At 63.7% G+C, this 26,910-nt stretch carries 22 protein-coding genes; 11 read left to right on the top strand and 11 right to left on the bottom strand.

Annotation, left to right across the window (positions count from 1 at the left end; genetic code table 11):
* The first annotated feature begins 40 nt into the window (after window positions 1–40).
* Window positions 41–5,803: an autotransporter-associated beta strand repeat-containing protein gene (locus AC1DEK_RS13895; RefSeq protein WP_478125802.1), complete on the top strand. Its 5,763-nt coding sequence runs from the start codon at window positions 41–43 to the stop codon at window positions 5,801–5,803.
* Window positions 5,804–5,847: 44 nt separating this feature from the next.
* On the opposite strand, the gene AC1DEK_RS13890 is transcribed toward AC1DEK_RS13895, so the two are convergent.
* Window positions 5,848–6,504 (bottom strand): glutathione S-transferase, encoded by a 657-nt coding sequence (locus AC1DEK_RS13890; RefSeq protein WP_478125801.1) that lies wholly within the window; start codon window positions 6,502–6,504, stop codon window positions 5,848–5,850.
* A gap of 115 nt (window positions 6,505–6,619) precedes the next feature.
* Between AC1DEK_RS13890 and AC1DEK_RS13885 the strand changes: the two genes are divergently transcribed.
* Both AC1DEK_RS13885 and add read left to right on the top strand, forming a co-directional pair.
* Window positions 6,620–7,837, top strand: a complete 1,218-nt coding sequence (locus tag AC1DEK_RS13885; protein WP_478125857.1) for a polyhydroxyalkanoate depolymerase — start codon at window positions 6,620–6,622, stop codon at window positions 7,835–7,837.
* 35 nt (window positions 7,838–7,872) lie between these two features.
* Window positions 7,873–8,937 carry an adenosine deaminase gene (gene add / locus AC1DEK_RS13880; RefSeq protein ID WP_478125800.1) on the top strand — a complete coding sequence of 355 codons (1,065 nt, stop codon included), beginning with the start codon at window positions 7,873–7,875 and terminating at the stop codon, window positions 8,935–8,937.
* Window position 8,938: 1 nt separating this feature from the next.
* Here the strand turns inward: add and AC1DEK_RS13875 are convergent, their stop codons facing one another.
* Window positions 8,939–9,379, bottom strand: a complete 441-nt coding sequence (locus AC1DEK_RS13875; RefSeq protein ID WP_478125799.1) for a CBS domain-containing protein — start codon at window positions 9,377–9,379, stop codon at window positions 8,939–8,941.
* A gap of 137 nt (window positions 9,380–9,516) precedes the next feature.
* Here AC1DEK_RS13875 and AC1DEK_RS13870 point away from each other — a divergent pair, with 137 nt between their 5' ends.
* Entirely contained in the window at window positions 9,517–10,827 is a 1,311-nt protein-coding gene (locus tag AC1DEK_RS13870) for an O-acetylhomoserine aminocarboxypropyltransferase (protein ID WP_478125798.1), read from the top strand.
* A complete protein-coding gene (locus tag AC1DEK_RS13865) occupies window positions 10,827–11,633 on the top strand; it encodes an alpha/beta fold hydrolase (RefSeq protein ID WP_478125797.1) in 807 nt (268 codons plus the stop codon). The genes AC1DEK_RS13870 and AC1DEK_RS13865 overlap by 1 nt, the downstream gene beginning before the upstream one ends.
* Before the next feature lie 33 nt (window positions 11,634–11,666).
* On the opposite strand, the gene AC1DEK_RS13860 is transcribed toward AC1DEK_RS13865, so the two are convergent.
* The 3 genes from AC1DEK_RS13860 to AC1DEK_RS13850 form a co-directional block, all read right to left on the bottom strand.
* Window positions 11,667–12,329 carry an NAD-dependent epimerase/dehydratase family protein gene (locus tag AC1DEK_RS13860; RefSeq protein ID WP_478125796.1) on the bottom strand — a complete coding sequence of 221 codons (663 nt, stop codon included), beginning with the start codon at window positions 12,327–12,329 and terminating at the stop codon, window positions 11,667–11,669.
* Between the two features lie 22 nt (window positions 12,330–12,351).
* Window positions 12,352–12,735 (bottom strand): thioredoxin family protein, encoded by a 384-nt coding sequence (locus tag AC1DEK_RS13855; protein WP_478125795.1) that lies wholly within the window; start codon window positions 12,733–12,735, stop codon window positions 12,352–12,354.
* 70 nt (window positions 12,736–12,805) lie between these two features.
* On the bottom strand, window positions 12,806–14,014 hold the full coding sequence (locus AC1DEK_RS13850; RefSeq protein WP_478125794.1) for a YihY family inner membrane protein: 1,209 nt from the start codon (window positions 14,012–14,014) through the stop codon (window positions 12,806–12,808).
* Here AC1DEK_RS13850 and AC1DEK_RS13845 point away from each other — a divergent pair.
* From AC1DEK_RS13845 to AC1DEK_RS13830, 4 genes are read left to right on the top strand one after another with little or no spacing between them, the layout of a single operon-like run.
* Window positions 14,001–14,498: a DUF2069 domain-containing protein gene (locus tag AC1DEK_RS13845; RefSeq protein WP_478125793.1), complete on the top strand. Its 498-nt coding sequence runs from the start codon at window positions 14,001–14,003 to the stop codon at window positions 14,496–14,498. The two genes, AC1DEK_RS13850 and AC1DEK_RS13845, sit on opposite strands and share 14 nt — an antisense overlap.
* Window positions 14,495–15,925, top strand: coding sequence for an FAD-binding oxidoreductase (locus AC1DEK_RS13840; protein WP_478125792.1), 1,431 nt, complete (start codon window positions 14,495–14,497; stop codon window positions 15,923–15,925). Before AC1DEK_RS13845 ends, AC1DEK_RS13840 begins: the two co-directional genes overlap by 4 nt.
* On the top strand, window positions 15,922–16,752 hold the full coding sequence (locus AC1DEK_RS13835; RefSeq protein WP_478125791.1) for a thymidylate synthase: 831 nt from the start codon (window positions 15,922–15,924) through the stop codon (window positions 16,750–16,752). The genes AC1DEK_RS13840 and AC1DEK_RS13835 overlap by 4 nt, the downstream gene beginning before the upstream one ends.
* The gene (locus AC1DEK_RS13830; RefSeq protein WP_478125856.1) at window positions 16,753–17,253 is read left to right on the top strand and encodes a dihydrofolate reductase; all 501 of its coding nucleotides are present in this window, start codon (window positions 16,753–16,755) and stop codon (window positions 17,251–17,253) included.
* 247 nt (window positions 17,254–17,500) lie between these two features.
* On the opposite strand, the gene AC1DEK_RS13825 is transcribed toward AC1DEK_RS13830, so the two are convergent.
* The gene (locus AC1DEK_RS13825) at window positions 17,501–17,938 is read right to left on the bottom strand and encodes a hypothetical protein (protein ID WP_478125790.1); all 438 of its coding nucleotides are present in this window, start codon (window positions 17,936–17,938) and stop codon (window positions 17,501–17,503) included.
* A gap of 278 nt (window positions 17,939–18,216) precedes the next feature.
* The gene (locus AC1DEK_RS13820; protein WP_478125789.1) at window positions 18,217–20,430 is read right to left on the bottom strand and encodes a hypothetical protein; all 2,214 of its coding nucleotides are present in this window, start codon (window positions 20,428–20,430) and stop codon (window positions 18,217–18,219) included.
* Window positions 20,431–20,685: 255 nt separating this feature from the next.
* Here AC1DEK_RS13820 and xth point away from each other — a divergent pair, with 255 nt between their 5' ends.
* Together xth and AC1DEK_RS13810 are read left to right on the top strand one after the other, a co-directional pair.
* The gene (gene xth, locus AC1DEK_RS13815; RefSeq protein ID WP_478125788.1) at window positions 20,686–21,465 is read left to right on the top strand and encodes an exodeoxyribonuclease III; all 780 of its coding nucleotides are present in this window, start codon (window positions 20,686–20,688) and stop codon (window positions 21,463–21,465) included.
* Window positions 21,462–21,965: a hypothetical protein gene (locus tag AC1DEK_RS13810; RefSeq protein ID WP_478125787.1), complete on the top strand. Its 504-nt coding sequence runs from the start codon at window positions 21,462–21,464 to the stop codon at window positions 21,963–21,965. The genes xth and AC1DEK_RS13810 overlap by 4 nt, the downstream gene beginning before the upstream one ends.
* Window positions 21,966–21,993: 28 nt before the next feature.
* Here AC1DEK_RS13810 and ntrC read toward each other — a convergent pair whose 3' ends face one another.
* From ntrC to glnA, 4 genes are all read right to left on the bottom strand, one after another.
* Window positions 21,994–23,532, bottom strand: a complete 1,539-nt coding sequence (gene ntrC, locus AC1DEK_RS13805; protein WP_478125786.1) for a nitrogen regulation protein NR(I) — start codon at window positions 23,530–23,532, stop codon at window positions 21,994–21,996.
* A gap of 22 nt (window positions 23,533–23,554) precedes the next feature.
* Window positions 23,555–24,631: a nitrogen regulation protein NR(II) gene (gene glnL / locus AC1DEK_RS13800; RefSeq protein WP_478125785.1), complete on the bottom strand. Its 1,077-nt coding sequence runs from the start codon at window positions 24,629–24,631 to the stop codon at window positions 23,555–23,557.
* Between the two features lie 108 nt (window positions 24,632–24,739).
* The gene (locus AC1DEK_RS13795; RefSeq protein ID WP_478125784.1) at window positions 24,740–25,231 is read right to left on the bottom strand and encodes a hypothetical protein; all 492 of its coding nucleotides are present in this window, start codon (window positions 25,229–25,231) and stop codon (window positions 24,740–24,742) included.
* 133 nt (window positions 25,232–25,364) lie between these two features.
* Window positions 25,365–26,780: a type I glutamate--ammonia ligase gene (glnA, locus tag AC1DEK_RS13790; protein WP_478125783.1), complete on the bottom strand. Its 1,416-nt coding sequence runs from the start codon at window positions 26,778–26,780 to the stop codon at window positions 25,365–25,367.
* Window positions 26,781–26,910 lie beyond the last annotated feature (130 nt).

Below are 26,910 nucleotides of genomic sequence, written 5' to 3'. Positions count from 1 at the left end.
ACGAAATGTTCCATTTTTAAGCAACAAGAGTCGTGTCTCAATGAACCGTATCTATCGCCTCGTCTTCAATCGCTCGACGGGAAGCCGTCAAGCTGTCTCCGAACTCGCCCGGACATCCGGTCCCGGCGGTTGCGCAACCGGAAGCGCTGCCAGCGCGGCCTTCGGCGCCGCGGGAGCCGCCGTCCTGATGGCGGTCACCGCCCTGGCGCCTACCGCGCATGCGGATACCAACCTGCTCGTCGGCGCCGGTGGCGCAGGCGGCATTTCGAGCACCAATGCGGGGAACGGCGGCGCAGGTGGCATCGGTGGCGGAGGCGGTGGTGGATCGGGTGGTGCGATCGCCGGCGGCGCCGGCGGCGGTTTCGGCTCGGGCGGCGGCGGCAATGGATTCGTCATTGGCGGTGACATCGGAGTGCCCGGCAATGGCGGCGCCAATGGCGCTGGCGTCACCGGCGGCAACGCGTTGGTGGGCGACACCGTCCAGCCCAACTCTTTGACCTTGACCGGCACCACCGACGTGACCGGCTCCGTCTGGGTCGGCGGGGGTGGCGGCGGCGGGAGCGGCGGCGGGGGGACGACGCCTGGTGCCGTCGGTGGGGCCGGGTCGAATGGCGTCCTCGATGTGAGCGCTGGCGCCGTCCTGAATGTCGCCGGTGCAATCAACCTCGGCGGCTCAGGCGGCGGCGGCGGCGGCAGCACGCCCAATGGGGGAACCGGCGGTACGGGCGGCGCGGGCGGCAACGGCACGTTGTCGATCAGCGGCACGGTCAATGCCTCGGGTGACGTGAACTTTAGCGGCGTTCAAGGCGGAAACGGTACGAGCGGCATCGCCGGTGTCGGCGGTGCGGCCGGCACAGGCAATCTGACGATCAACACAGGCGGAACCCTGCAGATCGGAACCGGCGGCACCACTGGCTCACTGAACGGCGACGTGACGGACAACGGACGGTTGGTCTTCAATCGGTCTAACGCATACGACTACGCAGGCGTAGTTTCAGGCAGCGGCAGCCTGGTGCAGCAGGGCACGGACGTCTTGACGCTGAGTGGCAACAACACCTATAGCGGCGGCACGACCGTCAACAGCGGCGTGCTTCAGGTCAGCGCCGACAACAACCTCGGCGCTGCGACCGGTGGCCTCGCGATCGACAACGCCACATTGCGCTACGGGTCCGGCTTCGCCAGCGCACGCGCAGTGACGATGGGCGCGGATGGCGGCACCTTCGACACCAACGGCAACGACGCTTCGCTCAACGGCGTGATCAGCGGCGGCGCTCTCACCAAGACCGGTGCTGGCGCCCTGACCCTGTCTGGCAACAACACCTATAGCGGCGGCACTGTGCTGAACGCCGGAATACTGCAGGTGTCCTCGGACAGCAACCTGGGCTCGACCGGCCCCAATGCCGGCCTGACCTTCGATGGCGGCACCTTGCGTCTGCCGGCGCCTCTTCCGCTGCCGGCCGTGAACCCGCCGCCCTTCGTTTCGGCGCGTGACATTGCCGTGAACGTCAACGGCGGCACCATCGATGTGAACGACAGCCAAGGCAATATCTTCAGCGGAGAACTCAGCGGAGGTGGCACCCTGACACTGAAGAACGGCGGATCGAACACTGGAGATCCGACGCGCCTGACGTTGAGCAGCAGCAACAACACCGCATTCACGGGCGCCATCCAGCTTGGAACGAGCGGTCAGGTCGGCCGCATCAATGTCGAGGTGACCGGCTCGGGCACGCTGGGCACGAACAGCAACCTGGTCGACATCTACAACAATAGCGAACTCGACTTCAACGGTGGCGGTGCCAGCGCCGGCAACCTGAAAATCACGACCCATGTCAGCCCCAACAAACTGGGGCTCAACTCCGGCGTCACCTTCTCGAACGGCGCCAGCGCGGGGACGGCCACAATCATCAACGCAGCGGGTAGCGCGTTGATCCTCTTCCGGGATGCCACGGCAGCCGCGTCCACCCTGGTCAACGGCACCGACTCGCGCATCTATTTTTTGGGCACCAGCACGGGCGGCAGCGCGGCGATCGCCAACAACGGCGGGCGCGTTTACCTGCAGGACTCCTCCGATCTCAGCGGAGCAGCCATCGCCAATGGCGTCGCCGGCACTGTGAACATCAGCGAAGCGACAAGCGGGATATCGATCGGCGAGCTTTCCGGCGACGGGAACGTCGTGCTCGGCGGCAAGGTCTTGACAGTCGGTGCGCGGGGCACCAATAGCACGATCGGCGGAGTCATCTCCGATACTGGCCCAGGGTTCGTCGACAAGGACGGAGGTGTGTACAACCCCCCGGTCAGTGCGACCGGAGGCTCGCTCGTCAAGACGGGCGCCGGCACGCTGACCCTGACGGGCGTCAACACCTACAACGGCGGCACGACGGTCAACGGCGGCGTGCTACAGGTCAGCGCCGACAACAATCTCGGCGATGCGGCCGGTGGGCTTGCGCTCGACAACGGCACGTTGCGCTACGGAGCGGGCTTCGCCAGCGCGCGCGCAGTGACCATGGGCGCGGGCGGCGGCACCTTGGACACCAACGGCAATGACGCTGCGCTCAGCGGCGCGATCAGTGGCGGCGCTCTCACGAAGGCCGGCGCCGGCACCCTGACCCTCGCGGGCGCCAACACCTACAACGGCGGCACCACTGTCAATGGCGGCGTGCTTCTGGTCGGCGCAGACAACAACCTCGGCGCTGCGACCGGTAGTCTTGCGCTCGACAACGCCACATTGCGCTACGGAGCCGGCTTCGCCAGCGCACGCGCAGTAACGATCGGCGCGGGTGGCGGCACCTTCGACACCAACGGCAATGACGCTTCGCTCAGCGGCGTAATCAGCGGCAGCAGCATCACCAAGACAGGCGCCGGCACCCTGACCCTCGCGGGCGCCAACACCTACAACGGCGGCACCACCGTCAGCAGCGGCGTGCTTCAGGTCAGCGCAGACAACAACCTCGGCGCTGCGACCGGTGGTCTTGCACTCGACAACGCCACATTGCGCTACGGAGCCGGCTTCGCCAGCGCACGCGCAGTGACGATCGGCGCAGGCAGCACCTTCGACACCAACGGCAATGACGCTTCGCTCAGCGGCGTGATCAGCGGCAGCAGCTTCACCAAGACAGGCGCCGGCACCCTGGCCCTCGCGGGCGCCAACACCTACAGCGGGGGCACGACTGTCAAAGCCGGCGTGCTTCAGGTCAGCGCAGACAACAACCTCGGCGCCGCGACCGGTGGCCTGGCGCTCGACAACGCCACGTTGCGCTATGGGTCCGGCTTCGCCAATGCACGCGCAGTCACGATGGGCGCGGGTGGCGGCACCATCGACACCAACGGCAATGACGCTGCGCTCAACGGCGTGATCAGCGGCGGCGCTCTCACGAAGGCCGGCGCCGGCACCCTGACCCTCGCGGGCGCCAACACCTACAACGGCGGCACCACTGTCAATGGCGGTGTGCTTCAGGTCGCCGCGGACAACAACCTCGGCGATGCGGCTAGTGGGCTTGTGCTCGACAACGGCACGTTGCGCTACGGCGCCGGTTTCGCGAGCGCACGCGCAGTGGCCATGGGCGCGGGCGGCGGTACGTTGGACACCAACGGGAACAACTCTTCGCTCAATGGCGTGATCAGCGGCGGCGCTCTCACGAAGACTGGCGCCGGCACGCTAACCCTAACCGGCGCCAACACCTATAGCGGCGGCACGACCGTCAACGCCGGCGTGCTCCAAGTCAGCGCCGACAGCAACCTCGGCGCCGCGACCGGCGGACTTGCCCTGAACAACGCCACATTGCGCTACGGAGCCAGCTTCGCCAGCGCACGCGCAGTGACGATCGGCGCAGGCAGCACCTTCGACACCAATGGCCATGACGCTTCGCTCAATGGCGCAATCAGCGGCAGCAGCCTCACAAAGACAGGCGCGGGCACGCTGACCCTCGCAGGCGCCAACACCTACAGCGGCGGCACCGCTCTCCAATCAGGTCAGATCAACCTAGGCAGCAGCACCGCCCTGGGCACCGGCGCGCTCTCGATGGACGAAGGCACCACATTGGGCTTCACCGTCAACGGTTTGACAGTCGCCAATGCCGTGGTGCTCACCGGAATCACCGACCCCATCATCGACACAGGCAGCTTCACTGAAACGCTGACCGGCGCGATCTCAGGTGCCGGCGCCCTGACGAAGAACGGCAGCGGCACGCTGGTGCTCTCCGGCGCCAACAACTACAGCGGCGCAACGGCCGTGGCGGCAGGTACGTTGCGCGCGGGCGCGGCCAACGCGTTCAGCGCGACTTCGGCGCACACGGTGGCTTCCGGCGCGACGCTGGACACCGGCGGCTTCAGCCAGACCGTTGCATCCCTGACCAACAGCGGCACTGTCTCGCTGGTGGGCGCTGCGCCGGGCTCGACCCTGACCATCAACGGCGCCTATTCCGGCAACGCCGGCGTCATCCGCCTGGGAACTGCGCTGGGTGACAGTGGCAGCGTGACCGATCGATTGATACTGAACGGCGCAGGCGCCAGCGCGAGCGGCAAGACCACCGTGCAGATCACCAACCTCGGTGGCCTCGGCGCACGAACCGCGGGCAGCGGCATCAACATCATCAGCGCCCAGAACGGCGCGACCACGACCGCCCAGACGACCAAGGACGCATTCGCATTGGCAAACGGCCACGTTGACGCGGGCGCCTTCGAGTACCGGCTCTATGCCGCCGACAACAGTGGCGCAGGCGAAAACTGGTACTTGCGCTCCGACGGCGGCCCCGTCACGCCGACCACTGCAACGGGCGCCGCAGTCGCTCCCGCAGCGGCATCTGGGCCCGCATCCATAGCGGCAACGCCACTGCCGGCCTATCGCGCCGAAGTGCCTCTCTATGCTGCGCTGCCGAGCGTGCTGCGCCAAAGCGATCTCACGATGCTGTCGAACCTGCATCGCAGGATGGGCGACGAAACGGTCACGACCGAAGCTTCCGGCAGCACTTCCAATCGCCGCGGGTGGGCCCGTGTCATCGACGGGACCACCACCATCGAACAAAGCGGCATCACCGCGCCGGAAAGCAATGCCAGCACGCAAGGAGCGCAGGCCGGCGTCGACCTTTACACCGACACCACCTGGCATGCCGGGTTGTATGCCGGCTACCTGCGCGCCGACACCCATGTGGACGGCTTCTACGGCCTGAACTCCCTCAGCCGCGGCTATGCCGGCAATCTGCGCGCGGACACCACCTACCTGGGCGGCTACGCCACCTATGCCAATCCGCAGGGACAGTACGCCGATTTCGTGCTGCAGTACGGCCATCAGGACATTACGGGCACGCCCCCGCTCGGCTTCGCAAGCGACAGCAGCGGCAACAGCGTGACCGCGTCAGCCGAAGTGGGCCAGCGATTCGCACTGGGCAGCGGCTGGGGAGTCGAGCCGCAGGCCCAGTTGATCGTCAACCGCCAGGCGCTGGGGAATGCACGGATCAGCGGCGCGGTCGTGGACCAGGACACGGCCACAGCGGTGATCGGGCGCATCGGCGTGCGCATCACCGGCGACTACACCACCGGCATCGGTCGACTGCAGCCGTACGGACGACTCAACGTCTGGCATGGCTTCGGCGGCACCGATACGACCAGCTTCATCGCTCCGGTCGCGACCACGCCGATCTCCAACGAAATCGGCTACACGTCCACCGAGGCGGCCATCGGCTTCACCCTTGGCCTGACGCCGGCGACCAGCGTGTACGGCGAACTCGGCAAGCTCTTCCACTCCGGCGGGGACACGCGAGTGAGCTCCTCGGTGCAGGGATCGATCGGCCTGAAGGTGAAATTCTGATCTGCGGGTTCCGAATCCGGCCGGCATGAACCGGTCGGACGGATTCAGAACTCAGCGTCGAGCTCGTCGATTTCTTCGGGCTCCTGCTTGGCCGCCTTGATCCACTCCTGCATCGCGGGCAGTTCGGCGATGCGCTTGCAGTAGGCGGCGCAGGTTCGATCGAGGTGTACGTCGTAAGTCATGAAGCGCGTCACCACCGGCGCATACATCGCATCGGCCATGCACGGTGTCTCGCCGAAAAGGAATGGACCGCCGTAAGCCGAAAGGCACTCGCGCCAGATCTCGACGATGCGGTCGATATCGGTCTGCGCACGCGACCAGATCTTGAAGCCCGGAAACTTGGCCTTGACGTTCATCGGCAGCGATCCGCGCATCGCGCTGAAGCCCGAATGCATCTCACCGCAAATTGCCCGGCAATGCGCGCGCGCCTTGGCATCGGCGGGCAGAAGGCCGGCCTTGGGCTTGATCTCGTTGAGGTATTCGCCGATGGCAAGCGTGTCCCACACCTTCACGTTGCCATGCTGCAGTGACGGCACGAGCATCGAAGCCGAGAGCAGCAGCATCTCCGCCTTCATTGCCGGGTCATCGGGCGGGATCACCTTTTCCGAAAAATCGAGTCCGGCAAGGCGGCACATCAGCCAGCCGCGCAGCGACCACGCGCCGTAGTTCTTGCTGCTGATGGTGAGAACGGGTTTGGCCATGCTGACGCTCCTCATTGCCGGATCGGCCATGCAGCCGTGCAAGGCTTGTGCCAGAAAGGTGCGCCTCGCGCGTCGTGCCGCGGAACTTGGCCCGCAACTTGCCTGCGTCACGGGCATGCTGTATCGGGCCTATCAAACCAACGCCGACTTGCTTTCGCCGTCACGGCTTGCGGCGCAATACCTCGGCAGCGCGCTGTGGCATCCGCATTCGGACCGCAGCATGGCTCGCCGCATCTCGGCGGCGATGGAGGTCTATTCACGCTTGCGGCTCACGCACACACGTCCGGCCTACGGCATCGACAGCGTCATGGTCGACGGCGAAGAAGTCGCCGTCCACGAAGAAGCTGCGTTGGCTGCCCCCTTCGGGACCCTTCTGCACTTTCGCAAGGACACCACGGCGGTGCATCCGCCGGTGTTGCTGGCCGCACCACTGTCGGGCCATTTCGCCACGTTGTTGCGCGAAACCGTGCGCACGCTGCTGCGCGACCACGATGTCTATGTGACCGACTGGCACAACGCGCGCGACGTGCCGCTCTGGCATGGCGGTTTCGGGCTGGACGAGTACACGCTGCAGATCATTGCGTTTCTGGAGGCGATCGGTCCGGGCGTGCACATGGTGGCCGTGTGCCAGCCCTGCGTCGCGGCGCTGGCTGCCACCGCGCTGATGTCCGAAGACGACAACCCGGCGACACCGCGCAGCCTCACGCTGATGGCAGGCCCGGTCGATTGCCGCATCAATCCGACCATGGTGAACAAGCTCGCCACCGACCGCTCCATCAGCTGGTTCGAGCGCAACCTGATCAGCCGCGTGCCTTGGCCGCACGCAGGAATGATGCGCCGCGTGTACCCCGGCTTCCTGCAGCTCAGCGCGTTCATGAGCATGAACCCGGATCGGCACAAGCAGCAGTTCAGGAAGCTGTACCAGCATCTGATCGACGGCGAAATCGAACAGGCCACGACCATCCGCACGTTCTATGACGAATACCTGGCGGTGAACGATCTGCCGGCGGAGTTTTATCTGGAAACAGTGGAGCGGGTCTTCCAGACCTACGATCTGCCGCGCGGAGAACTCACCGTGGGCGAGCGCAAGGTCAACCCCGCAGCGATCCGCCGCACTGCGCTGCTGACGGTTGAAGGCGAGCGCGACGACATCTGCGCGGTCGGCCAGACGGTGGCCGCGCAGGACCTGTGCACTGGCGTGCGACCGTATCTCAAGACCCATCACCTGCAAGCCGGCGTCGGGCACTATGGTGTCTTCAGCGGCAGCAAATGGAACACACAGATCTACCCGCGCGTGCGGGAGACGATTCATGCGGCTGCGGAGTTGCACTAGCGCAGGAGCCGGCCCGCCGGCCTAGACTGTGCGTCATGACCCAGCCCGCGCACGACCCCGCTTCACCGCTCGAATCATTCCTTCACGCGATTCCAAAGGTCGAACTGCATTGCCATCTGTTCGGCACCGTTCGGCATGACACTTTCGCCGCACTCAATCGCGCTGCCGGCGCGCCACTGGCCGACGATGAAATCGAGAGCTTCTACACACGGGGTGAAAAGCCGGTCGGCGTCTTGAGGGTGCTCCGAGCACTCGATTCGCATCTGGTTCGCAGTGCGGACGACCTGCATCGGCTCACGCTCGAATACCTTCAGGATGCCGCCAGTCACAACGTTCGCTACAGCGAGTTCTTCTGGAATCCGACCGGGACCGTGCATCAATCAGGCATCGGCTATCGAAAGGCGCAAGACGCGATCGTGCGCGCCATCCACGACGCCGAACAGCAGTTCGGCATCACAAGCCGCCTGATCGCGGCCATCGATCGAGAGGCCAGCCCCGAAGCAGCTGTCGAGATGGTGCAATGGGTCGTTGGCAACCGCTGCGATGAAGTCATCGGCATCGGCATCGACTACCGCGAAAACGATCGTCCGCCGGAACTGTTCATGCAGGCTTACAGCGACGCGCGACGCGCCGGTCTGAAGACCACCGCGCACGCCGGCGAATTCGGCATGCCGTGGACGAATGTGCGTACCGCGCTCGACGTACTGAAGGTCGATCGCATCGACCACGGCTACACCGTCGTCGACCGCCCCGAATTCGCGCGGGAGTGCGCGGAGCGGGGCGTGATCTTCACGGTCGTGCCGACCAACTCGTACTACTTGCGGACCCTGCCGCCCGAGCGATGGGCGCTTGACCATCCGATCCGCCGCATGCCTGGGCTCGGCCTTCGCATTCACCCCAATACGGACGACCCGACCCTGCACAAGGTCACGCCCACGCAAGCGTGGTTGATGATGGTTCGAGATTTCGGGTTCAGCCGCGACGACCTCCGAGGCTTCATGCTGAATGGCCTGGACGGCGCGTGGATCGACGAGGCGCAGCGCCGGAAATGGCGCGGAGAATGGAGCGCCGAGTTCGACGCCCTTCGCACCCGCTTTTGAGCTATTCCTCCGCGGGCCAGTCGCGGATGTACGCCTTGAGCATCTTGTTCTCGAAGTTCTGGCTGTCCACCACGGCCTTTGCGACGTCGTAGAAACTGATCACACCCATGAGCATGCGCTTGTCCATGACGGGCATGTAGCGCGCGTGGCGCTCCAGCATGATGCGGCGGATTTCGTCGAGGTCGGTTTCCAGCGTGCAGGTAACGGGATGGTCGTCCATCGCCTTGCGAATCAGGGTGCCGCCGACCTGGCCGCCGTTGGCGACGATGGCGAGGATCACTTCGCGGAAGGTCAGCATGCCGACCAGATCGCCATGCTCCATGACGACGAGCGAGCCGATGTCCTTCTCGGCCATGGTGGTGACGGCGTCGGCCAGGGGTTGATCGGGCGTGGCCGTGTAGAGCGTGTTGCCCTTGACGCGCAGGATATCGCTGACTTTCATCGTGTTGCTCCTCACTTGCTCGGCGGCGTGCCGATTTGAATATAGCCCACAATCACCGCCCATCCACAGGCCCACGACGGCGTCGCAGGGATTGCGCGCGTAACGGGGCATTGCAGCAACGTCACTGAAAGGTCCTCATGCCCGGCTATTCCGACCCCGGCTTCGACACGCTGGCACTGCACGCCGGCGCAGCGCCCGACCCCGCCACCGGCGCACGCGCGGTACCGATCCACCTGACCACCTCCTTCGTCTTCGAGTCGAGCGACCACGCGGCGGCGCTCTTCAACCTGGAGCGCGCAGGCCACGTGTATTCGCGCATCAGCAATCCGACGAACGCGGTGCTGGAACAGCGCGTCGCGGCGCTCGAAGGCGGCATCGGCGCGATCGCCACCGCGAGCGGACAGGCGGCCCTGCATCTGTCGATCGCGACCCTCATGGGCGCCGGTTCGCACATCGTGGCGAGCACCGCGCTTTACGGCGGCTCACAGAATCTTTTGCACTACACGATGCGCCGATTTGGCATCCAGACCACCTTCGTCAAGCCGGGTGATCTCGACGGCTGGCGGGCCGCCATCCGGCCGGAAACCAAGCTGCTCTTCGGGGAGACGGTCGGAAATCCCGGCCTTGACGTGCTGGACATCCCCGCGGTCAGCGAGATCGCCCACGCAGCCAAAGTGCCGCTGCTGGTGGACTCGACGCTGACTTCTCCCTACCTCATCAAGCCCTTCGACTGGGGCGCTGACCTCGTCTACCACTCGGCCACGAAGTTCCTGTCGGGCCATGGCACCGTCATTGGCGGAGTCGTGGTCGATTCCGGCAACTTCGACTGGGAGCGCTCGGGCAAGTTTGCGGAGCTGACCGAGGCCTACGACGGCTTTCACAACATGGTCTTCAGCGAGGAAAGCACCGTCGGCGCGTTCCTGCTGCGGGCTCGGCGCGAAGGGCTGCGCGATTTCGGCGCATCGATGAGCCCGCACACCGCATGGTTGATCCTGCAAGGCATCGAGACATTGCCGCTGCGCATGGAACGCCACATCGACAACACGCAAAAGATCGTGGAGTTTCTTGCCTCGCACCCGTTCGTCGCCCGTGTGGGGCATCCACTGCTCGAATCGCACCCCAGCCATGCACTCGCGGGCAAGCTACTACGCCATGGCGCAAAAGGCGCCGGCTCTGTCTTCAGCTTCGATCTCAAGGGCAACCGCGAACAGGGCAAGAAGTTCATCGAAGCGCTCAAGCTCTTCAGCCATCTCGCCAACGTGGGCGACTGCCGCAGCCTGGTGATTCATCCAGCGAGCACGACGCATTTCCGGATGACTGACGAAGCACTCGCAAGCGCGGGTATTTCGCAGGGGACGATCCGCCTGTCGATCGGCCTGGAAGACCCTGCCGACCTCATTGAGGATCTCAAGCGCGCGCTGAAAGCGGCAGAAAAGGCGGGTACCTGATGGAACTGCTCGTCAATGGCCACGCCACCTATTGCTACACGGGCGGCAAGACGCTCGACCCTGCAAAACCTACGGTTGTCTTCATCCACGGTGTGCTCAACGATCACAGCGTCTGGATTCTCCAGAGCCGCTGGTTCGCCAACCATGGATGGAACGTGCTGGCGGTGGATCTGCCCGGCCACTGCAAGAGCGAAGGGCCGCCGCCGGCGACCGTCGAAGACGCGTCCGGCTTCGTCATCGGCCTGCTCGATGCGGCCGGGGTCAAGAAGGCGGCGCTGGTCGGTCACAGCTTCGGCTCATTGATCGCGCTCGAAACCGCTGCGCGCGCGCCGGAGCGCGTCAGCCACCTCGCGCTGGTCGGCACGGCCTATCCGATGACGGTGTCGCCCGCCCTGCTCGATGGAGCGCTCAACGATCCGCAGCGGGCGATCGCGATGGTCAACAACTTTTCGCATTCGCTTCTCGCACCGCCACCGTCATCGCTCGGTCCAGGGACTTGGCTCTACGGCGGCTCTCGCGCGCTGATGCGGCGAGTGCTGGCAAGCAATACAAGCGCCAATGTCTTTCACATGGGCTTCAGGGCCTGCAACGACTATGCCAATGGCGAAGAAGCGATGGCAAAGGTGCAATGCCCAATGCTCTTCGTGCTGGGTGCCGCCGACCAGATGACGCCACCACGCGCTGCGAAAACTCTGATTGCGAAAGCGCGCGGCGCCAAAGTCGTGACAGTGAATGCCGGGCACGCACTGATGTCCGAAGCGCCGGACGAAGTGCTGTTCGCGCTGAACGCTTTCCTCAAGAACTGAGGGCGGGCGGCTGCTGTGGTTGCCTCGGCAGCTTCAGCGAAGCGCGTTGATGTCGGGCACTTCGATCAATGGTGCGGGGCCACCGCGCTTGGCAACCACGAGCATCGCGCGTCCAACCTGCACGGTCGTCGTGACCCGGTCGGGCATCCACCGGCGAAGCAGGCCAAAGATCGGCCGGGCGATCACGTACACGGCCTGGTAGAGCGCCGTCTTCGACCGCACGCGATGCATCGGCTCGATGAACCCCGGCCGGAACATGTACGCCGCCTTGAAGGGAAGCCGCATCAGCGCGTTTTCCGTCGCGCCCTTGACGCGCGCCCACATGACCCGGCCGCGCTCCGTGCTGTCGGTCCCCGCGCCCGACACATAGACGAAAGTCATCTGCGGATTCAGGCGCGCCAGCGTTTGCGCCGCCGCCAAGGTGAGGTCGTAAGTGATGCGGCGGTAGTCTTCTTCTTTCATGCCGACCGAGGAAACGCCCAGGCAGAAAAAGCAGGCGTCGAAATCGGTGAGTTGGTCTTCGACGGCCGTGTAGTCGGTCAGGTCCGGCAGGATGAGTTCGCGCAGCTTGGGATGTTGCTCGCCGAGCGGTCTGCGGCCGACGCTCAGCACTTGGGTTACATCGCCGTCGACAAGGCACTCGCGCAGCACGCCCTGCCCCACCATTCCGGTGGCGCCAAAAATCATGATTCTCATCGGGCGCTTTCGACGGATCGCTTCAGGCGACCGAAAAGGTTTCAGGTTCGCGCCTCAGCGCACTCAGGAGCGTATGAACTTCGGGAGTGGAAGCCTGCGGCGGCTGCAAAGCGGTGAGCAGGCGCGCAAGCGTTTCGGCGTGCGGCAGCAAGGGGCCGAGAAAGCGCGTGCCGTCGCGGTTCGCGATCAGCATCGTCGGAAAGGTCTCGACGTCGAAGTCGTCCGCCACGTCTGCATGGTCCTCCACATCGACCCAGGCGAAGCGAAACTGCGGATGCGCGCGCGCCACCTGCTCGAACAGCGGCCGGTATTCGCGGCAGGCGCCGCACCATTCGGCGCACAGGCAAACGACCCACAGCGGATCGCCAGTCGTCTCGGAGGCTGCTGAAGTTGTTGAGTCGGTCAAGGCCAGTTCGGTCGTTGATGCGGTCGGAGTCGTCGACGGATGGTCGGGATCGACGGAGCGTTCGCCGCCATTATCGATAGACCAGCAGATCCTGCAGCCGGAGCCCGATCAAAGGGCCTTTGCGCCAGAGGCTGTCGAGCGGCGGTGCCTGCGGCATGAGCAAATCCACGAGCAATGGCTCTACCGGCGTGATGGCCGGTTCCGCCAGCAGCACGAAGCGCGGATCCTCGTCGTTCTTGTCCTCGGCAATCTGCGCGATCCAGTCGATGGCCACCAATGTTTCGAGCACCGGCGCAAGCTGGAGTGCATCGACGCGCATCCGCGCCACCAGTTCAGCCGCGCCCAGTCCCTTTACCGGCGTTGCCCTGACATCGGCCAGGTGCTGCAGGGCTTCGATGGCCAGTTGCAAGGGCCATCCCGCCGCGCCGCCGCGGCGCGCCACGCCGGCCAACAGGCTCGGCAGATAGGCTGAGATCACCGCGCCAAAAAGCACGATCAACCACGCCACATAGATCCACACCAGCAGGATCGGCACCGTCGCAAAGGCGCCATACAGCACTGAATAAGTGGGCACCAAGCTGAGGTAATAGCCCAGCACGCGCTTTGAAATCTCGATCGCCGCCGCGACGAACACCCCGCCAGCCCACGCATGCGTCCACTTCACGTGCGTGTTCGGAACAAAGCGATAGAGCGCCGCCACACCGCCCGCCAGCAGGAAGAATTCGAAGGCATCGAACAGAAGCTTGACCACGCTGCCGCCGAATACTTCGCGCGAAGCCGAAAAGAAAGCCGCCGTGGTGCTGAGACTCAACGCAAGCACCAGTGGCCCCAGCGTGATGGCGGCCCAGTAGATCAGCACCCGCTGGGCAAACGGCCTCGGGCTGCGCACGCGCCAGATGTTGTTGAGCGTCTTGTCGATGGTGAGGATCAACGCGACGGCAGTGACGAGCAACACGACGAGGCCCGCTGCGCCCAGTCCGCTCGCCTTGCTGGCAAATTGATTCAGGTAGCCGAGCACCTGCCGCGCGATGTTGTCGGGGATCAGACTCTCGATCAGCCACCGCTGCACCCGGCCCTGCATCTTCGCGAACATCGGGAAAACCGTGAAGAGCGCGAGTGCCACCGTAAAGAACGGCACCAGTGCGATCGTCGTGGTGAAGGTCAGGCTACTCGACGTGAGACCGAGCCTGTCTTCCCGAAAACGTTCGCGGAGCACCGCTGCAGTGTTGGCCCAGGGAAAGTTTTGCAGGTCCCTCCAGAAATTCATGGCCGGTATCATGCCGTACTGGCTCACCCCAGCCGCGCAGAGCCGGTTCTGCGGTATTTCTGGATCGGTGACGCCCCTACTTTTTTCTCTTGTGATCAGTTCCTCCGCCCCTTCCGCATCCGTTTCCGCGACCCGCTGGCTGGCCGTCGGCAGCCTCGTCGGGCTGATTGTGCTTGGGCTCGCCTGGGAACTGTGGCTGGCGCCCTTGCGCCCCGGCGGCTCCTGGCTGGCGCTCAAGGTGCTGCCGCTCGTGATTCCGCTCTCGGGTCTGTTGAAGAACCGGATGTACACGTACCGCTGGGTCAGCCTGATGATCTGGCTTTATTTCACCGAAGGCGTGGTGCGCGCCTGGAGCGACACGAATCACGTCAGCCAGATGCTGGCGCTGTTGCAGGTCGTGTTGTGCCTCGCGCTCTTCACTGCCTGCGCATGGCACGTCCGGCTGCGCCTGCGACATGCCGCAGTGGCCAGAGGCCTTGAAGGAGCGACGCAATGAGCGTCCTGATCGACAAACTCCGCGCCATCGTGGGCGCATCGAACGTCCTGACCGAAGGCGATCTCACCGCCTGGGAACAGGACTGGCGCAAGCGCTCGCGCGGCAAGGCGCTGGCGGTCGTCCGGCCAGCCGATGCACGGCAGGTCGCCGAAGTAGTCAAGGCCTGCGCCGCCGAAGGAACATCCATCGTGCCGCAGGGCGGCAACACGGGCCTTGCGGTCGGATCGATTCCGGACGACAGCGGCAAGCAGGTGCTGCTCAGCCTGCAGCGCATGAATGCGATTCGCAGCATCGATGCCGCGAATCTCACCATGACCGTCGAATCCGGCTGCGTGCTTCAGACCTTGCAGGAAGCGGCCCGAAACGCCGGTTTTCTATTTCCGCTGAGCCTTGCGGCGGAAGGCAGCTGCACCATCGGCGGCAATCTCGCGACCAACGCGGGCGGCACGCAGGTCGTGCGCTACGGCAACACCCGCGATCTGTGCCTCGGCCTCGAAGTCGTGACGCCCCAGGGCGAAATCTGGGAAGGCACCAGCGGGCTGCGCAAGGACAACACCGGCTACGACCTGCGCGACCTGATCATCGGCAGCGAAGGCACGCTCGGCATCATCACAGCCGCCACGATGAAGCTCTACCCGCTGCCGGCCGCGCAACTCACGGCTTGGGCGGCAGTGCCGTCGCTCGAGCACGCGGTGACGCTTCTGGGCCTCGCGCACAAGCGCCTCGGCCCCGGTCTGACGGGCTTCGAGGTCATGGGCAACTTCGCGCTGAGCCTCGTGGCCAAGCACTTCCCCGCGATGCGCGTGCCTTTCATCGACGATGCGGCCGTGCCCTATTGCGTGCTACTCGAAAACTCCGACAGCGAATCCGAAGATCACGCCCGCGCCCGCTTCGAGGCGTTGCTCGAAACGGCATTCGAGAGCGGCTGCGTGACGGATGCCGTCGTCGCCGAGAACCTCACGCAGGCGCACCAGCTGTGGCACGTGCGCGAAAGCATTCCGCTCGCGCAGGCCGAGGAAGGGCTCAACATCAAGCACGACATCTCGATCGCCGTGTCGCGCATTCCAGCCTTCGTTGCCGACACGGATGCGCTCCTGCAACGGGAGGTTCCCGGCGTGCGCCTCGTGAACTTCGGCCATCTCGGCGACGGCAACCTGCACTACAACGTGCAGGCGCCGGCGGGCGGAGACAACGGCGCCTTCTTGCGCGAGCACGAAGACCGGATCAACACGCTCGTCTACGACGCGGTGGAAAAGTTCGACGGCTCGTTTTCGGCCGAGCACGGCGTCGGCTCGCTCAAGGTCGACAAGCTCGAAAAACACAAATCGCCCGTGGCGCTTGGCATGATGCGTGCCATCAAGCGCGGGCTCGATCCGCAGAACATCCTGAATCCGGGTCGTGTGATCCGGACGGAGACCCTTCAATGAACCGCCCCATCCGCTCGCAATACGAAGACTTCATGCGCCACGTCGACACGACGGGCGTGCAGAAAGGCGACCGCACCGGCACCGGCACCAAGAGCGTGTTCGGCTACCAGATGCGCTTCGATCTCAATGAAGGCTTTCCGCTGGTCACCACGAAGAAGGTGCACCTGCGGTCCATCATCCAGGAACTGCTCTGGTTCCTGACCGGCTCGAGCAACAACAACTGGCTCAAGGAACGAGGCGTCACCATCTGGGACGAATGGGCGCGCGAAGACGGCGACCTGGGCCCCGTCTACGGCGTGCAATGGCGCAGTTGGCCCACGCCGGACGGTGGCCATATCGACCAGATCCAACAGGTGATCGACACGCTTCGCAGCAATCCCGATTCGCGCCGCATCATCGTCAGCGCGTGGAACGTCGCCGAGTTGTCGAAGATGGCGCTGATGCCTTGCCACGCGTTCTTCCAGTTCTATGTGGCGCCGCCGCAAGCGCCGGGCGAGCGCGGCAGGTTGAGCTGCCAGCTCTATCAGCGCAGCGCCGACATCTTCCTCGGGGTGCCGTTCAACATCGCTAGCTATGCGCTGCTCACGCACATGGTGGCGCAGCAGTGCGATCTGGACGTCGGCGATTTCATCTGGACCGGCGGCGACTGCCATATCTACAGCAATCATGCCGAGCAAGTTGCGCTGCAATTGAGCCGCGAGCCCCGGCCTTATCCAACCCTCGTCATCAAGCGCAAGCCACCGTCCATCTTCGACTACGAGTACGAGGATTTCGAGGTGGTCGGCTACGATCCTCACCCGGCCATCAAGGCGCCAGTCGCCGTCTGAATCGTGGGCACTCGCATCAATCTGATCCTCGCTCGCGCCGCCAATGGCGTGATTGGTCTGAACGGCCATATGCCCTGGCACCTGCCGGAGGATCTGGCGCACTTCAAGAAGCAGACGGCGGGAGCGCCCGTGATCATGGGGCGCAAGACCTGGGACTCGCTGCCCGTGCGCTTTCGGCCGCTGCCCGGGCGCCGCAACATCGTCATCACGCGCCAGGCGGACTGGCAAAGCGCGGGCGCTGAAAAGGTGTCGAGCCTGCCGCAGGCGTTGTCGCTCTGCGAGCAAGATCGAGCGCCCGAAGCGTGGGTGATCGGCGGCGCGCAGATTTACGCTGAAGCCGAACCGCTGGCACGTCGTGCAGTCATTACGGAGATCGCCCGCGACTTTGAAGGCGATGCCTGGGCGCCGACGTTCGGTGCCGGTTGGCACGAGACTGCGCGCGAATCGCACGTGGCGGCCAGCGGGCTTGCATTCAGCTTCGTCATGCTGGAACGATGCTGAGTGCCCCTGACAGCAAAAAAGCCGCTCACCGAATCAATCGCCCTCGTTCTCACCGACCATTTCTGCGGATGGTGCCCGCAGAGCGCGGAACGGAAACCGAAATCTTGCTGCAATCACTTGAGAGATCGAGTTCGAATGGCTGCCCGGGCGACTGGGCGAGGCCGCAGTCCGGGTTAGAGCGCACACAGCCGTGCATTGAGCGCAATTCCTGTTCTTCGGATGCAGACCGAAGCGAAGCAACTGCCGCCTACACGCTCATCGACGACGACGGCAACACGGAGCAGAGGTCACGTGCCTGTCGCATCGTTGCGCGATGACAAAGCCGGCGCAGGCGGCAGACTTCAGAGTCTTCGAAACCGCGGCCGCGCAGGAGTTGGCCGCGGAGTGAGCAAGGCGCCATGGCATCGGCCAGCGTGAGACAAAAATCCGGAGCGTCGAGCGCGAGCATGTCCTGGACGCACAGGATCTGCGCCTCGGAGAACTGTGCTGGCGAGATCCGCAGCAGCCAGGTGGCGTCGTCACGTTCCACCTCGAGGTCCTTCAGGGCCAGGATGAATCGGGCCTGCATCTCCAAGAAAGTCGCCGGAATGTCCGTGACCGGCCGGGCCTGCGTACCTTTTTGCCGCAAGGCGAGCAGGCACGACTTCAATGAACTCAGAATGCGAGCGGGAGCATCGGTGTACATAGGGGATGGTGCGTCCGTCAAGTTGATCTGGATAGGGACGGCGACTGCGTGAGTCGCCCTCTTTTTGAATACTTTCATCGTATTCCCGCATGTGAGGCGGGCCTATCAGAGTCGTCTCAAAGAGCACCGCTCCCTCGCGCTTTCCGGCACAAGGGATGGTGTCGGGCACAGCCCTGGCCATCAACGCGGTCGTCAGTCTGCTACGCGTGATATGGCCTGGCTGGCAGACCGGGCGGCGCCCATGACAGGGATGCCGTCCGGCAAGCTCGCCTTCCCGATCAGCTCATGCCCGCGTACTTCAACGTCCAACTGAAGGAGCGGTTGGTGCTCGGAGTCATGACAAAGGCATTTGTCGTGCAGGCGAACTTCGAATGCAGCTGGCCGATCGGCGTGGTCGACAGCGGATTCGTGACACCCGCTGCCAAATCGAAGTTCGACAAAGCGCAGGTGTCGAAGCCCGTCGTGCCGAAGCCGGTTGCATCGCTGTTCGCGTAAGTCACCGAAATACCGTCGGGGCCGGCCGCTGTGTTCTGGAAGTCGGCAAACGATGTGAAGTCGGTCTCGACCGACATGTTTCCGGCCAAGGTCGCTGAACTCAGCGTATCGGTGCGCGTGATGGTTCCCTGCGCGAAGGTCAGGACCGTGTGCGCTTGCAGATCGATGTCGGTCGTGTAGAGCGCGTTCTTGGCCGCTTGCCTGAACTTGGTCGTGTCGAACGAGACGACGACCTGTCCGTTCGTCTCCTGCACATTCAGGTTCTTGTAGTAAGTGACCGGGATGTACGTCTTGCCGCCATAAGTGACTTGAGGAACCAGCAGTGCATAGCCCAGGTCGGTCGTGCCGTAGATCAGCTTGTCCGCAAACGGGACAGGGTAGTAAGGCGTGAACGAGTTGTAGTCGGGCGCCTGGCTCAGGTTCAGGTTGATCACGCGCTTGCCGTCACGCACACTGATCAGCGCCGCGCTGTATGGATGCGCGGTGTCGGACGGCTGGTTGTACCAGGTGAGCGTGTAGTGCGGCTGGGTTGTGTCGAGCCACGCCTGGAAAGCTGAATCATCGAGCGATGGCTTGCCGCCGTAGCCCAGCTTGTTCCACCAGTTGTTTACGTACATGAACTGGTGCAGCAGGCTGAAGTTCTCGCCCATGACGCGCGGCTTCCCGCGATATGCGTCTGTCCCGCGGCCCTTGACCCACATGTTCACCGACGGCGTGGGCAAGGTCGGGTCATACCAGAAGGTCTCGTAGCGGTAGGCCGCCTTGTAGATGAACGAATAGGCAATCTTCATTTCCTGCTCGGTCAGAACGCCCGCGTTGGCGGCCGCTGTCAGGATTTCCATGAAAGCCGTATCGCCGTATGGGCCGATCGACCGTCCATAGTTGAAGCCTTCGCCGCTGGTGTTGAGTTGTGGAAGGATCAGGTCGACGGATTTGCGCAGGTAGCCCTTGAGTTCGTCCGTCAGGTTGGCCTCGTTCCCCATCTCGAAGGTGCGCTCGGTCACTTCGGCGATCAGCAAAGTGCTGTAGCGATCGAAGCGCGCCTGATCGTAGTAGGTGGCGTGGGTGTTCGAGGCTTCGTCGGAGAACCCGCCCGATGAGTCGTTGCGGATGTGAGTCGTGAGCGTATGCAGCAGCGCATCGCGCGCACCCAGTGTGGCGACGGTCGGATCAGTTGGTGACGCAAAGCTGGGGTTGCCCCAGCCGAGCTTCTGCCGCAATCCCGCAATGCCGTAGGAGACTGCGTAGTAGTTCTGCGCGGTGTTGAGCGTCGTGACGTCGATCGGCGTTCCGGCAGTTGGGCAAGTGTCGGCCTTGCCGCTTGAGTCCGGACCGAACATATCGCAGAAGGTGAGGCGCTTTTCCAGTGTCGCGAGCACCGCATCGCTGAACACCTCGTTGAGCATGCCGCGCGCCTTCAGGTTGGTGAGCGCCACAAGATAGTAGTACTCGCCCCACGAGGTGTTGGCATAGAGATAGTTGGCGCCACTCATCTGCGTGATCATTGCCGTCGTGACGCGCTGATAGGTCGCCAGGTAGTCCGCGTACTGCGGATCGTTCTTGGCCTTCATGTCGATCAGGATGTACGACAGGCCGAGCGCTAGCTTGCCGGGCAGGAATTTGTCGCCCGTGTTCGTGTCGAGCACGTGGACGGGGGTGCCGTCGCCCAGGTCCATCACCACCTGCGTGAAATCCGGTGCCTTCTTGATGAGGTCGAAGAGCGCACGCATCTGGCCCATCATCGTGATCGGGATGCCGGCGCCTTCGGGAACGCCGGTGTCCGCTGACCCGTAGACGATCGCTTGCAGCGATTTCGCATTGGTGGACTGCGATGGTGGAGGGGTAGTGGTTCCGCCCCCGCCCCCGCCGACGCCGCCGCCGCCGCCGCTCGCCGGTGGAATCCACCCCCCGGAGTTGCCGCCGCCACCGCAGGCAGCGAGAAAAAGGGTGAGCGTGCCGAGCGCGATGGCAATGGGCTGTTTGCGTGGCGAAAACATTGATGTCTCCTTGGCCTTTGTGATAAATCGGAGCCGACGCACACTTACGTTATCAGTCATCGTATGAGTGGGGCGGCCTGCGATTATGTTGAGGCGCTGCAGAACGGGTCAACGGAGGGAAGCTCCCTAAATAGAAAGCATGCGTCGACCTCTGGTGTAGGAGTTGTCGTACATCATGCGTGCAATGCGTGCTTCTGCCCCGCCTTCCGACCGCCGGGCGAAGCTAGACTTCACTGCAAAGCTTTGGAGAAAACCTTGCGCATAGCCACCTGGAACGTCAATTCCCTCACCGCGCGCCTTCAGCACGTCCTTGACTGGCTCATCGCCAATCCGGTCGACGTGCTTTGCCTGCAAGAGCTCAAGATGAGCGACGACAAGTTTCCTTTGGACGTCCTGAAATCGGCCGGCTACCACGCTGCGGTGTTCGGACAAAAAACCTATAACGGCGTCGCCGTGCTGAGCCTCGCGCCGGTTCGGGACGTGGTGAAGAACATCGATGGCTTCACGGACGAACACTCGCGGGTGATCAGCACGACCATCGATACGCCATCGGGCGAACTGCGCATCGTCAACGGCTACTTCGTCAACGGGCAAGCGCCTGGGACCGACAAGTTCGCCTACAAGATGAAGTGGCTGGAAGCTTTGCGCGACTGGCTGCGCGCTGAACTTGTCGCGCATCCGAATCTCGTGCTGCTGGGCGACTTCAACATCGCGCCGGAAGATCGCGACAGCTTCGACCCGGTCGGGCTCGCCGAAACGATCCATCACACGACGGACGAACGCAATCACTTCAATGACTTGCTGAAGCTTGGCATGACCGACAGCTTTCGCCTCTTTGAACAACCCGAGAAGAGCTATACGTGGTGGGACTACCGCATGCTGGGCTACCAGAAGAACCGCGGGCTCCGGATCGATCACATCCTGGTCAGCAATGCGCTGGTTCCGCGCGTCAAGGGTTGCGTGATCGACCGGGCGCCGCGCAAATGGGAAAAGCCCAGTGACCACGCGCCGGTGACTCTCGAACTCGACGCATGAGACTCGCCCTTGCCCTGACTGCGTGTGCCGGCGTGATCGGCCTCGCCGGCTGTTCGGCGTTGAACGCCGACAAGAAGAGCGAAGGGACGACGACGCCGGCTCAAGCTACTCAGGCAGGGCCGTCGGACCAAGTGGCCAATGTGCGCTTGATCACCGCGCAAACGCCAGCGGTGCGGGCCTACCGCAGGATCGGTGCATCCCACATCTACAAGGCCTATCCGAAGCGCATCTACAAGGGCAAGATTCCGCCGTTGGTCTATGCGGTGGTCGTGACGGAAACGGACATCGACGCGACGGGCCGCGTCACTGGGGTGTACTTCAGCCGAACGCCCAGCCATGCGCCAGAGGTCGCGCCGATGATCGCCGAGCTGATCAAGGGAGCGTCGCCTCTGCCGAGCCCCGGAAAGCTCGGCGCTCACACCTACGTCGAGACTTGGCTCTGGGACCGGAGCGGGCAATTCCAGCTCGACACGCTGACGCTGGGCCAGCGCAGCCGCTGAACGCGCCCTTCCCTGTCTGTCCGGCGAATTACTCCAGGCCCAGTTCCTGGATCTTGCGCGTGATGGTGTTGCGGCCGATGCCGAGCTTTTGCGCGGCTTCGATACGGCGCCCCCTGGTGCTGGCGAGCGCAGTCAGGATCAGGCGGGATTCGAAGCGACGTGTCAGCGCATCCCACACATCCGTGCGACCGGCAGCCAACATGCTCTGCGCTTCCGCTTCCAGCCCGCTTTCCCATGAAGCAGCGGCCGCACTCGCATAAGGCGCGGGCGCTGCTGCCGTCGGCACTCCCGGCGAAATCGTTGGCATCTCGTGCTCGGCAGTCGAGAGCGGCAGCGATGCATGCGCAGGCAGCGACAGAGCGGGCGCTGCAACACCGCCAGGCGCTTCATTGCCAGTAACGGCCATCACTTCAGGCGGCAAATCCTTGGCCTCGATCAATTGCGCCGGCGCCATCACCGTCAACCAATGGCAGATGTTTTCGAGTTGCCGAACATTGCCCGGAAAATTGAAAGCCGCCAAACGGGCAAGCGCCGCATCGGAAATGCGCTTGGGCTCCACGCCCAGTTGCTTCGCGCTCTGTTGCAGGAAGTGACGCGTGAGCGCCGGCACGTCCTCGCCGCGTTCGCGCAATGCGGGCAGCCGCAGACGGATCACGTTGAGTCGATGAAACAAGTCTTCGCGGAAGCCGCCCTGCTTCACGCGCTGCTCAAGGTCCTGGTGCGTCGCCGCGATCACGCGCACGTTGGCTTTGACCGAGTTGTGCCCACCGACGCGATAGAAGTGCCCATCGCTCAACACGCGCAGCAAGCGCGTCTGCAGATCGAAGGGCATGTCGCCGATCTCGTCGAGGAACAGCGTTCCGCCTTCGGCCTGTTCGAAGCGGCCGCGCCGCATCGTCTGCGCGCCGGTGAAGGCGCCGCGCTCGTGGCCGAAGAGCTCGCTCTCCAGAAGGTCCTTCGGGATCGCCGCCGTGTTGATCGCAACGAACGGCCCGTTGGCACGCGGCGAATGCTTGTGCAGGGCCCGCGCGACGAGTTCCTTGCCGGAGCCCGACTCGCCGGTGATCAGCACTGTCACGTTGCTCTGGGACAGCCTTCCGATCGCACGGAAGACGTCCTGCATGGCAGGCGCCTGCCCGAGCATTTCCGGCGCGGCCGCCATGCGCTCTTCGGCCACTTCCTCGCGCTGGCTTTCGTCCACGGCGCGGCGAATCAATTCGACGGCGCGCGGAAGGTCGAAAGGCTTCGGCAAGTATTCGAACGCGCCGCCCTGAAAGGCCGACACCGCACTGTCGAGATCGGAGAACGCGGTCATGATGATGACCGGAAGGCCGGGGTGCTTGGCCTTGATCTTGTCGAGAAGATCGAGTCCCGAGCCTCCGGGCATGCGGATGTCGCTCACCAGGACCTGCGGGCCCTGCATCTCGTCGTCGGCTGCCGCTTCGAGTGCGGCGATGACCTCGCGCGTGTTGGTGAAGCTACGGGTCGGCAGGTCTTCGCGCAGCAGCGCTTTTTCCAGCACGAAGCGGATTGATTGGTCGTCATCCACTATCCAGATCGGCTTCATGCAGCTCCTTGTTGCGTGGCTGCTAGGGCAGCGGTATCAGTATCTTGAAATCGGTCCGGCCCGGAACACTGTCGCACTCGATCACGCCGTGATGCTGCTGCACAAAGGTCTGTGCAAGCGTCAATCCCAAGCCCGTCCCGCCTTCCCTGCCCGACACCAGCGGATAGAAGATGCGGTCCTTGATCGCGTCCGGCACGCCCGGTCCATTGTCAATGACATGCAATTCCAGTGCCAGTCGATACCACTGCTTGTTGAAGATGACCTGACGCGCGATGCGGGTCTTGAAAGTGATCTGCGCATCACCGGCCGCGCGTCGTTCAGCCAAGGCCTGCGCAGCGTTATGAACGATGTTGAGCGTGGCCTGGATCAACTGCTCGCGATCGCCGCGAAATTCAGGGATCGACACGTCGAAGTCACGTTCGATGTGCAGGTCACGTGGAAACTCCGCAAGAATCACTGACCGGACGCGCTCACACACCTCGTGGATGTTGACGTCGCCCACCACGTGCGGCCGTCGATGAGGCGCCAGCAGGCGGTCGACCAGCGTCTGCAGTCGGTCGGCTTCATGGATGATGACCTGCGTGTATTCGATCAGGTCGCGCGATTCGACCTCCATCTGCAGCAATTGCGCCGCGCCCCGGATGCCGCCGAGCGGGTTCTTGATCTCGTGCGCGAGGTTGCGGATCAGTTCCTTGTTGGCCTGAGCCTGATCGAGCAGACGCTCTTCGCGATCCTGGCGCACCTGCTGTTCGAGGGGCGACATCTCGATGATCAATTCGCCCGCCTTGTCGCTCTGCGCAAGAGTGACCTGCACCGGCATCAATTCATGGTTGACCCGACGCAAGAGGGCCTCATAGCGCAACGTGGCGAAGTCATTGCTGCGCGCGCCATCGATGGCCGTTCGCAGGACCTGCGGCTCATGAAAGCAGGCGCCAAACTGCGACCCTTCGAGCGTCCGCCGCGAAGTGCCCAGCGCATCTTCGAGCCCCGAATTGGCAAAAAGCACCGACCCGTCGATGCGAACCACCGCGATCAGCGTGGAAAGAAGATCAAATGCCTGAAAGCGCTTAGCAGCCCCCGCCGATTTACCAAATGCCACGAAAATTGTCCCTTCAAGAGACGCCACGGAACCGGCTCAGCCGGGCCGTCAGCGTTGCCCCCTGCAGGGGGTTGGCGCAGCGACACGAAGTGCGCGCAGCCTGGGGGTTTACTTGATCCGATCGATCTCGCGCTGGATCCCGGCGATGTCGCTCTCGTTGCGCGCGAGCTCGGCCTTCATTTCAGCGACGCGGTCCAGGTACTTCTGGTAATTGCGCGATTCGCTGCCCTGCTTTTCGGGTTCGCCGTTGTTGTATTCCTTGAGGAGTTGCACCTGCCGCGCCTGCGCCTTCTTGAGCTCGGATTCAAGCACCGAGCGCGCCTCCCCGTCGCGCGCGCGCTGGTCGGCACCCTCGACGCGCGGACTGCCCGCAGGCGACCGTGCAGCGGCGCTGGAAGGCGTGGCCGAAGCGATCGGCCGCGTGCCCTGCACGATGGTGACGTTGCCGCCTTCCATCACCTTGCAGCCGCGCTGCTGGGCAACAGTGGCGTTGTTGGTGTATTCGTTTCCGCAGCGCCAGACGCGCTCCTGAGCCTGGGCTTGCATGTTCAGGCCCGCCAGCGCGAATGCAGCCAGCAGGAGTGCGGAGGGAGTCTTCATGGTCATGGATGTAGTGCGCATCGAACGGGCATTTTCGTGCAATTCGACAGTTGCGCCGTGCTGGTGTTCCTACCCAGGCCAAAAGAAAAAGGACGGCAGAAGCCGTCCTTTTTAACGCTGACCCGGTCGAGGATCAGAGCGAATAGTACATGTCGAACTCGACAGGGTGGGTCGCCATGCGGAAGCGCGTGACTTCCTGCATCTTGAGGTCGATGTAGGCATCGATGTAGGTGTCGGTGAACACGCCGCCCTTGGTCAGGAAGGCGCGATCCTTGTCCAGATAGTCGAGCGCCTGGTCGAGGCTGTGGCACACGGTCGGGATCAGCGCGTCTTCTTCCGGCGGCAGATGGTAGAGATCCTTGCTGGCGGCTTCGCCCGGATGGATCTTGTTTTCCACGCCGTCCAGACCGGCCATCAGCAGAGCGGCGAAGCCGAGGTACGGGTTCATGAGCGGATCCGGGAAGCGCGCTTCGACGCGACGGCCCTTCGGGTTCGCCACGAACGGGATGCGGATCGACGCCGAGCGGTTCTTGGCCGAGTAGGCCAGCTTCACCGGGGCTTCGAAGCCGGGAACCAAGCGCTTGTAGCTGTTGGTGCCTGGGTTCGTGATGGCGTTCAGCGCGCGAGCGTGCTTGATGATGCCGCCGATGTAGTGCAGCGCGAAGTCGCTGAGGCCGGCGTAGCCGTCGCCTGCGAACAGGTTCTTGCCATCCTTCCAGACCGACTGGTGCACATGCATGCCCGAGCCGTTGTCGCCGACGATCGGCTTGGGCATGAAGGTCGCGGTCTTGCCGTAGGCATGCGCGACGTTGTGGATGACGTACTTCTGCAGCTGGACCCAGTCTGCGCGCTGAATCAAGGTGCTGAACTTGGTGCCGAGTTCCATCTGGCCGGCGTTGGCGACTTCATGGTGATGCACTTCGACCGGGATGCCGAGCGACTCGAGCACCAGGCACATTTCAGAGCGCATGTCCTGGAAGCTGTCGACCGGAGGAACCGGGAAATAGCCGCCCTTGACGGACGGACGATGGCCGGTGTTGCCGTGCTCGAATTCCTTGCCGGTGTTCCAGGCGGCTTCTTCGGATTCGATCTTCACCGAGCAGCCCGACATGTCGTTCTGCCAGCGGACGCCATCGAAGACGAAGAATTCAGGTTCCGGTCCGAAGTAGGCGGTGTCGCCAAAGCCCGATGCCTTCATGTAAGCCTCGGCGCGCTTGGCGAGCGAACGCGGATCGCGCTCGTAAGGCTTGCCGTCCGCCGGGTCGACCACGTCGCAGGTCAGGATCAGCGTGGTTTCCTCGAAGAACGGATCGATGTTGGCCGTGTTGGGGTCGGGCATGAGCTGCATGTCCGACGCTTCGATGCCCTTCCAACCAGCAATCGACGAACCATCGAACGCGTGTCCCGATGTGAACTTGTCCTCGTCGAACGCGGAAACAGGCACGGTAACGTGTTGCTCCTTGCCGCGGGTGTCGGTGAATCGAAAGTCGACGAACTTGACCTCGTTTTCCTTGACGAGTTTGAGTACATCGGCGACGGTCTTTGCCATCAGGTTCTCCTGGTTTGGATAGTGGTTGGAAGTGCGGGAAAGCGGAATGCAGTTTTTGTGCCATTGTCACTGGCACCCAGGGCGCTTCGGCTCCAGGCCGAGCGCCCAAAATCAGGCAAGTTGTAACCAA

The sequence above is a fragment of the Variovorax sp. 10N420 genome (assembly GCF_056394705.1).
This window is presented reverse-complemented; position numbering and strand designations above follow the sequence as displayed.

Bases quoted from the DNA above. Each gene is read 5' to 3' on its own strand.
- glnA (WP_478125783.1), bottom strand. From the start codon at position 26,780: ATGGCAAAGACCGTCGCCGATGTACTCAAACTCGTCAAGGAAAACGAG.
- AC1DEK_RS13895 (WP_478125802.1), top strand. From the start codon at position 41: ATGAACCGTATCTATCGCCTCGTCTTCAATCGCTCGACGGGAAGCCGT.
- AC1DEK_RS13845 (WP_478125793.1), top strand. From the start codon at position 14,001: ATGGCCGGTATCATGCCGTACTGGCTCACCCCAGCCGCGCAGAGCCGG.
- AC1DEK_RS13885 (WP_478125857.1), top strand. From the start codon at position 6,620: ATGCTGTATCGGGCCTATCAAACCAACGCCGACTTGCTTTCGCCGTCA.
- AC1DEK_RS13820 (WP_478125789.1), bottom strand. From the start codon at position 20,430: ATGTTTTCGCCACGCAAACAGCCCATTGCCATCGCGCTCGGCACGCTC.
- AC1DEK_RS13870 (WP_478125798.1), top strand. From the start codon at position 9,517: ATGCCCGGCTATTCCGACCCCGGCTTCGACACGCTGGCACTGCACGCC.
- add (WP_478125800.1), top strand. From the start codon at position 7,873: ATGACCCAGCCCGCGCACGACCCCGCTTCACCGCTCGAATCATTCCTT.
- AC1DEK_RS13865 (WP_478125797.1), top strand. From the start codon at position 10,827: ATGGAACTGCTCGTCAATGGCCACGCCACCTATTGCTACACGGGCGGC.
- AC1DEK_RS13875 (WP_478125799.1), bottom strand. From the start codon at position 9,379: ATGAAAGTCAGCGATATCCTGCGCGTCAAGGGCAACACGCTCTACACG.
- AC1DEK_RS13825 (WP_478125790.1), bottom strand. From the start codon at position 17,938: ATGTACACCGATGCTCCCGCTCGCATTCTGAGTTCATTGAAGTCGTGC.
- AC1DEK_RS13840 (WP_478125792.1), top strand. From the start codon at position 14,495: ATGAGCGTCCTGATCGACAAACTCCGCGCCATCGTGGGCGCATCGAAC.
- AC1DEK_RS13795 (WP_478125784.1), bottom strand. From the start codon at position 25,231: ATGAAGACTCCCTCCGCACTCCTGCTGGCTGCATTCGCGCTGGCGGGC.
- AC1DEK_RS13850 (WP_478125794.1), bottom strand. From the start codon at position 14,014: ATGATACCGGCCATGAATTTCTGGAGGGACCTGCAAAACTTTCCCTGG.
- AC1DEK_RS13810 (WP_478125787.1), top strand. From the start codon at position 21,462: ATGAGACTCGCCCTTGCCCTGACTGCGTGTGCCGGCGTGATCGGCCTC.
- AC1DEK_RS13835 (WP_478125791.1), top strand. From the start codon at position 15,922: ATGAACCGCCCCATCCGCTCGCAATACGAAGACTTCATGCGCCACGTC.
- AC1DEK_RS13890 (WP_478125801.1), bottom strand. From the start codon at position 6,504: ATGGCCAAACCCGTTCTCACCATCAGCAGCAAGAACTACGGCGCGTGG.
- ntrC (WP_478125786.1), bottom strand. From the start codon at position 23,532: ATGAAGCCGATCTGGATAGTGGATGACGACCAATCAATCCGCTTCGTG.
- AC1DEK_RS13860 (WP_478125796.1), bottom strand. From the start codon at position 12,329: ATGAGAATCATGATTTTTGGCGCCACCGGAATGGTGGGGCAGGGCGTG.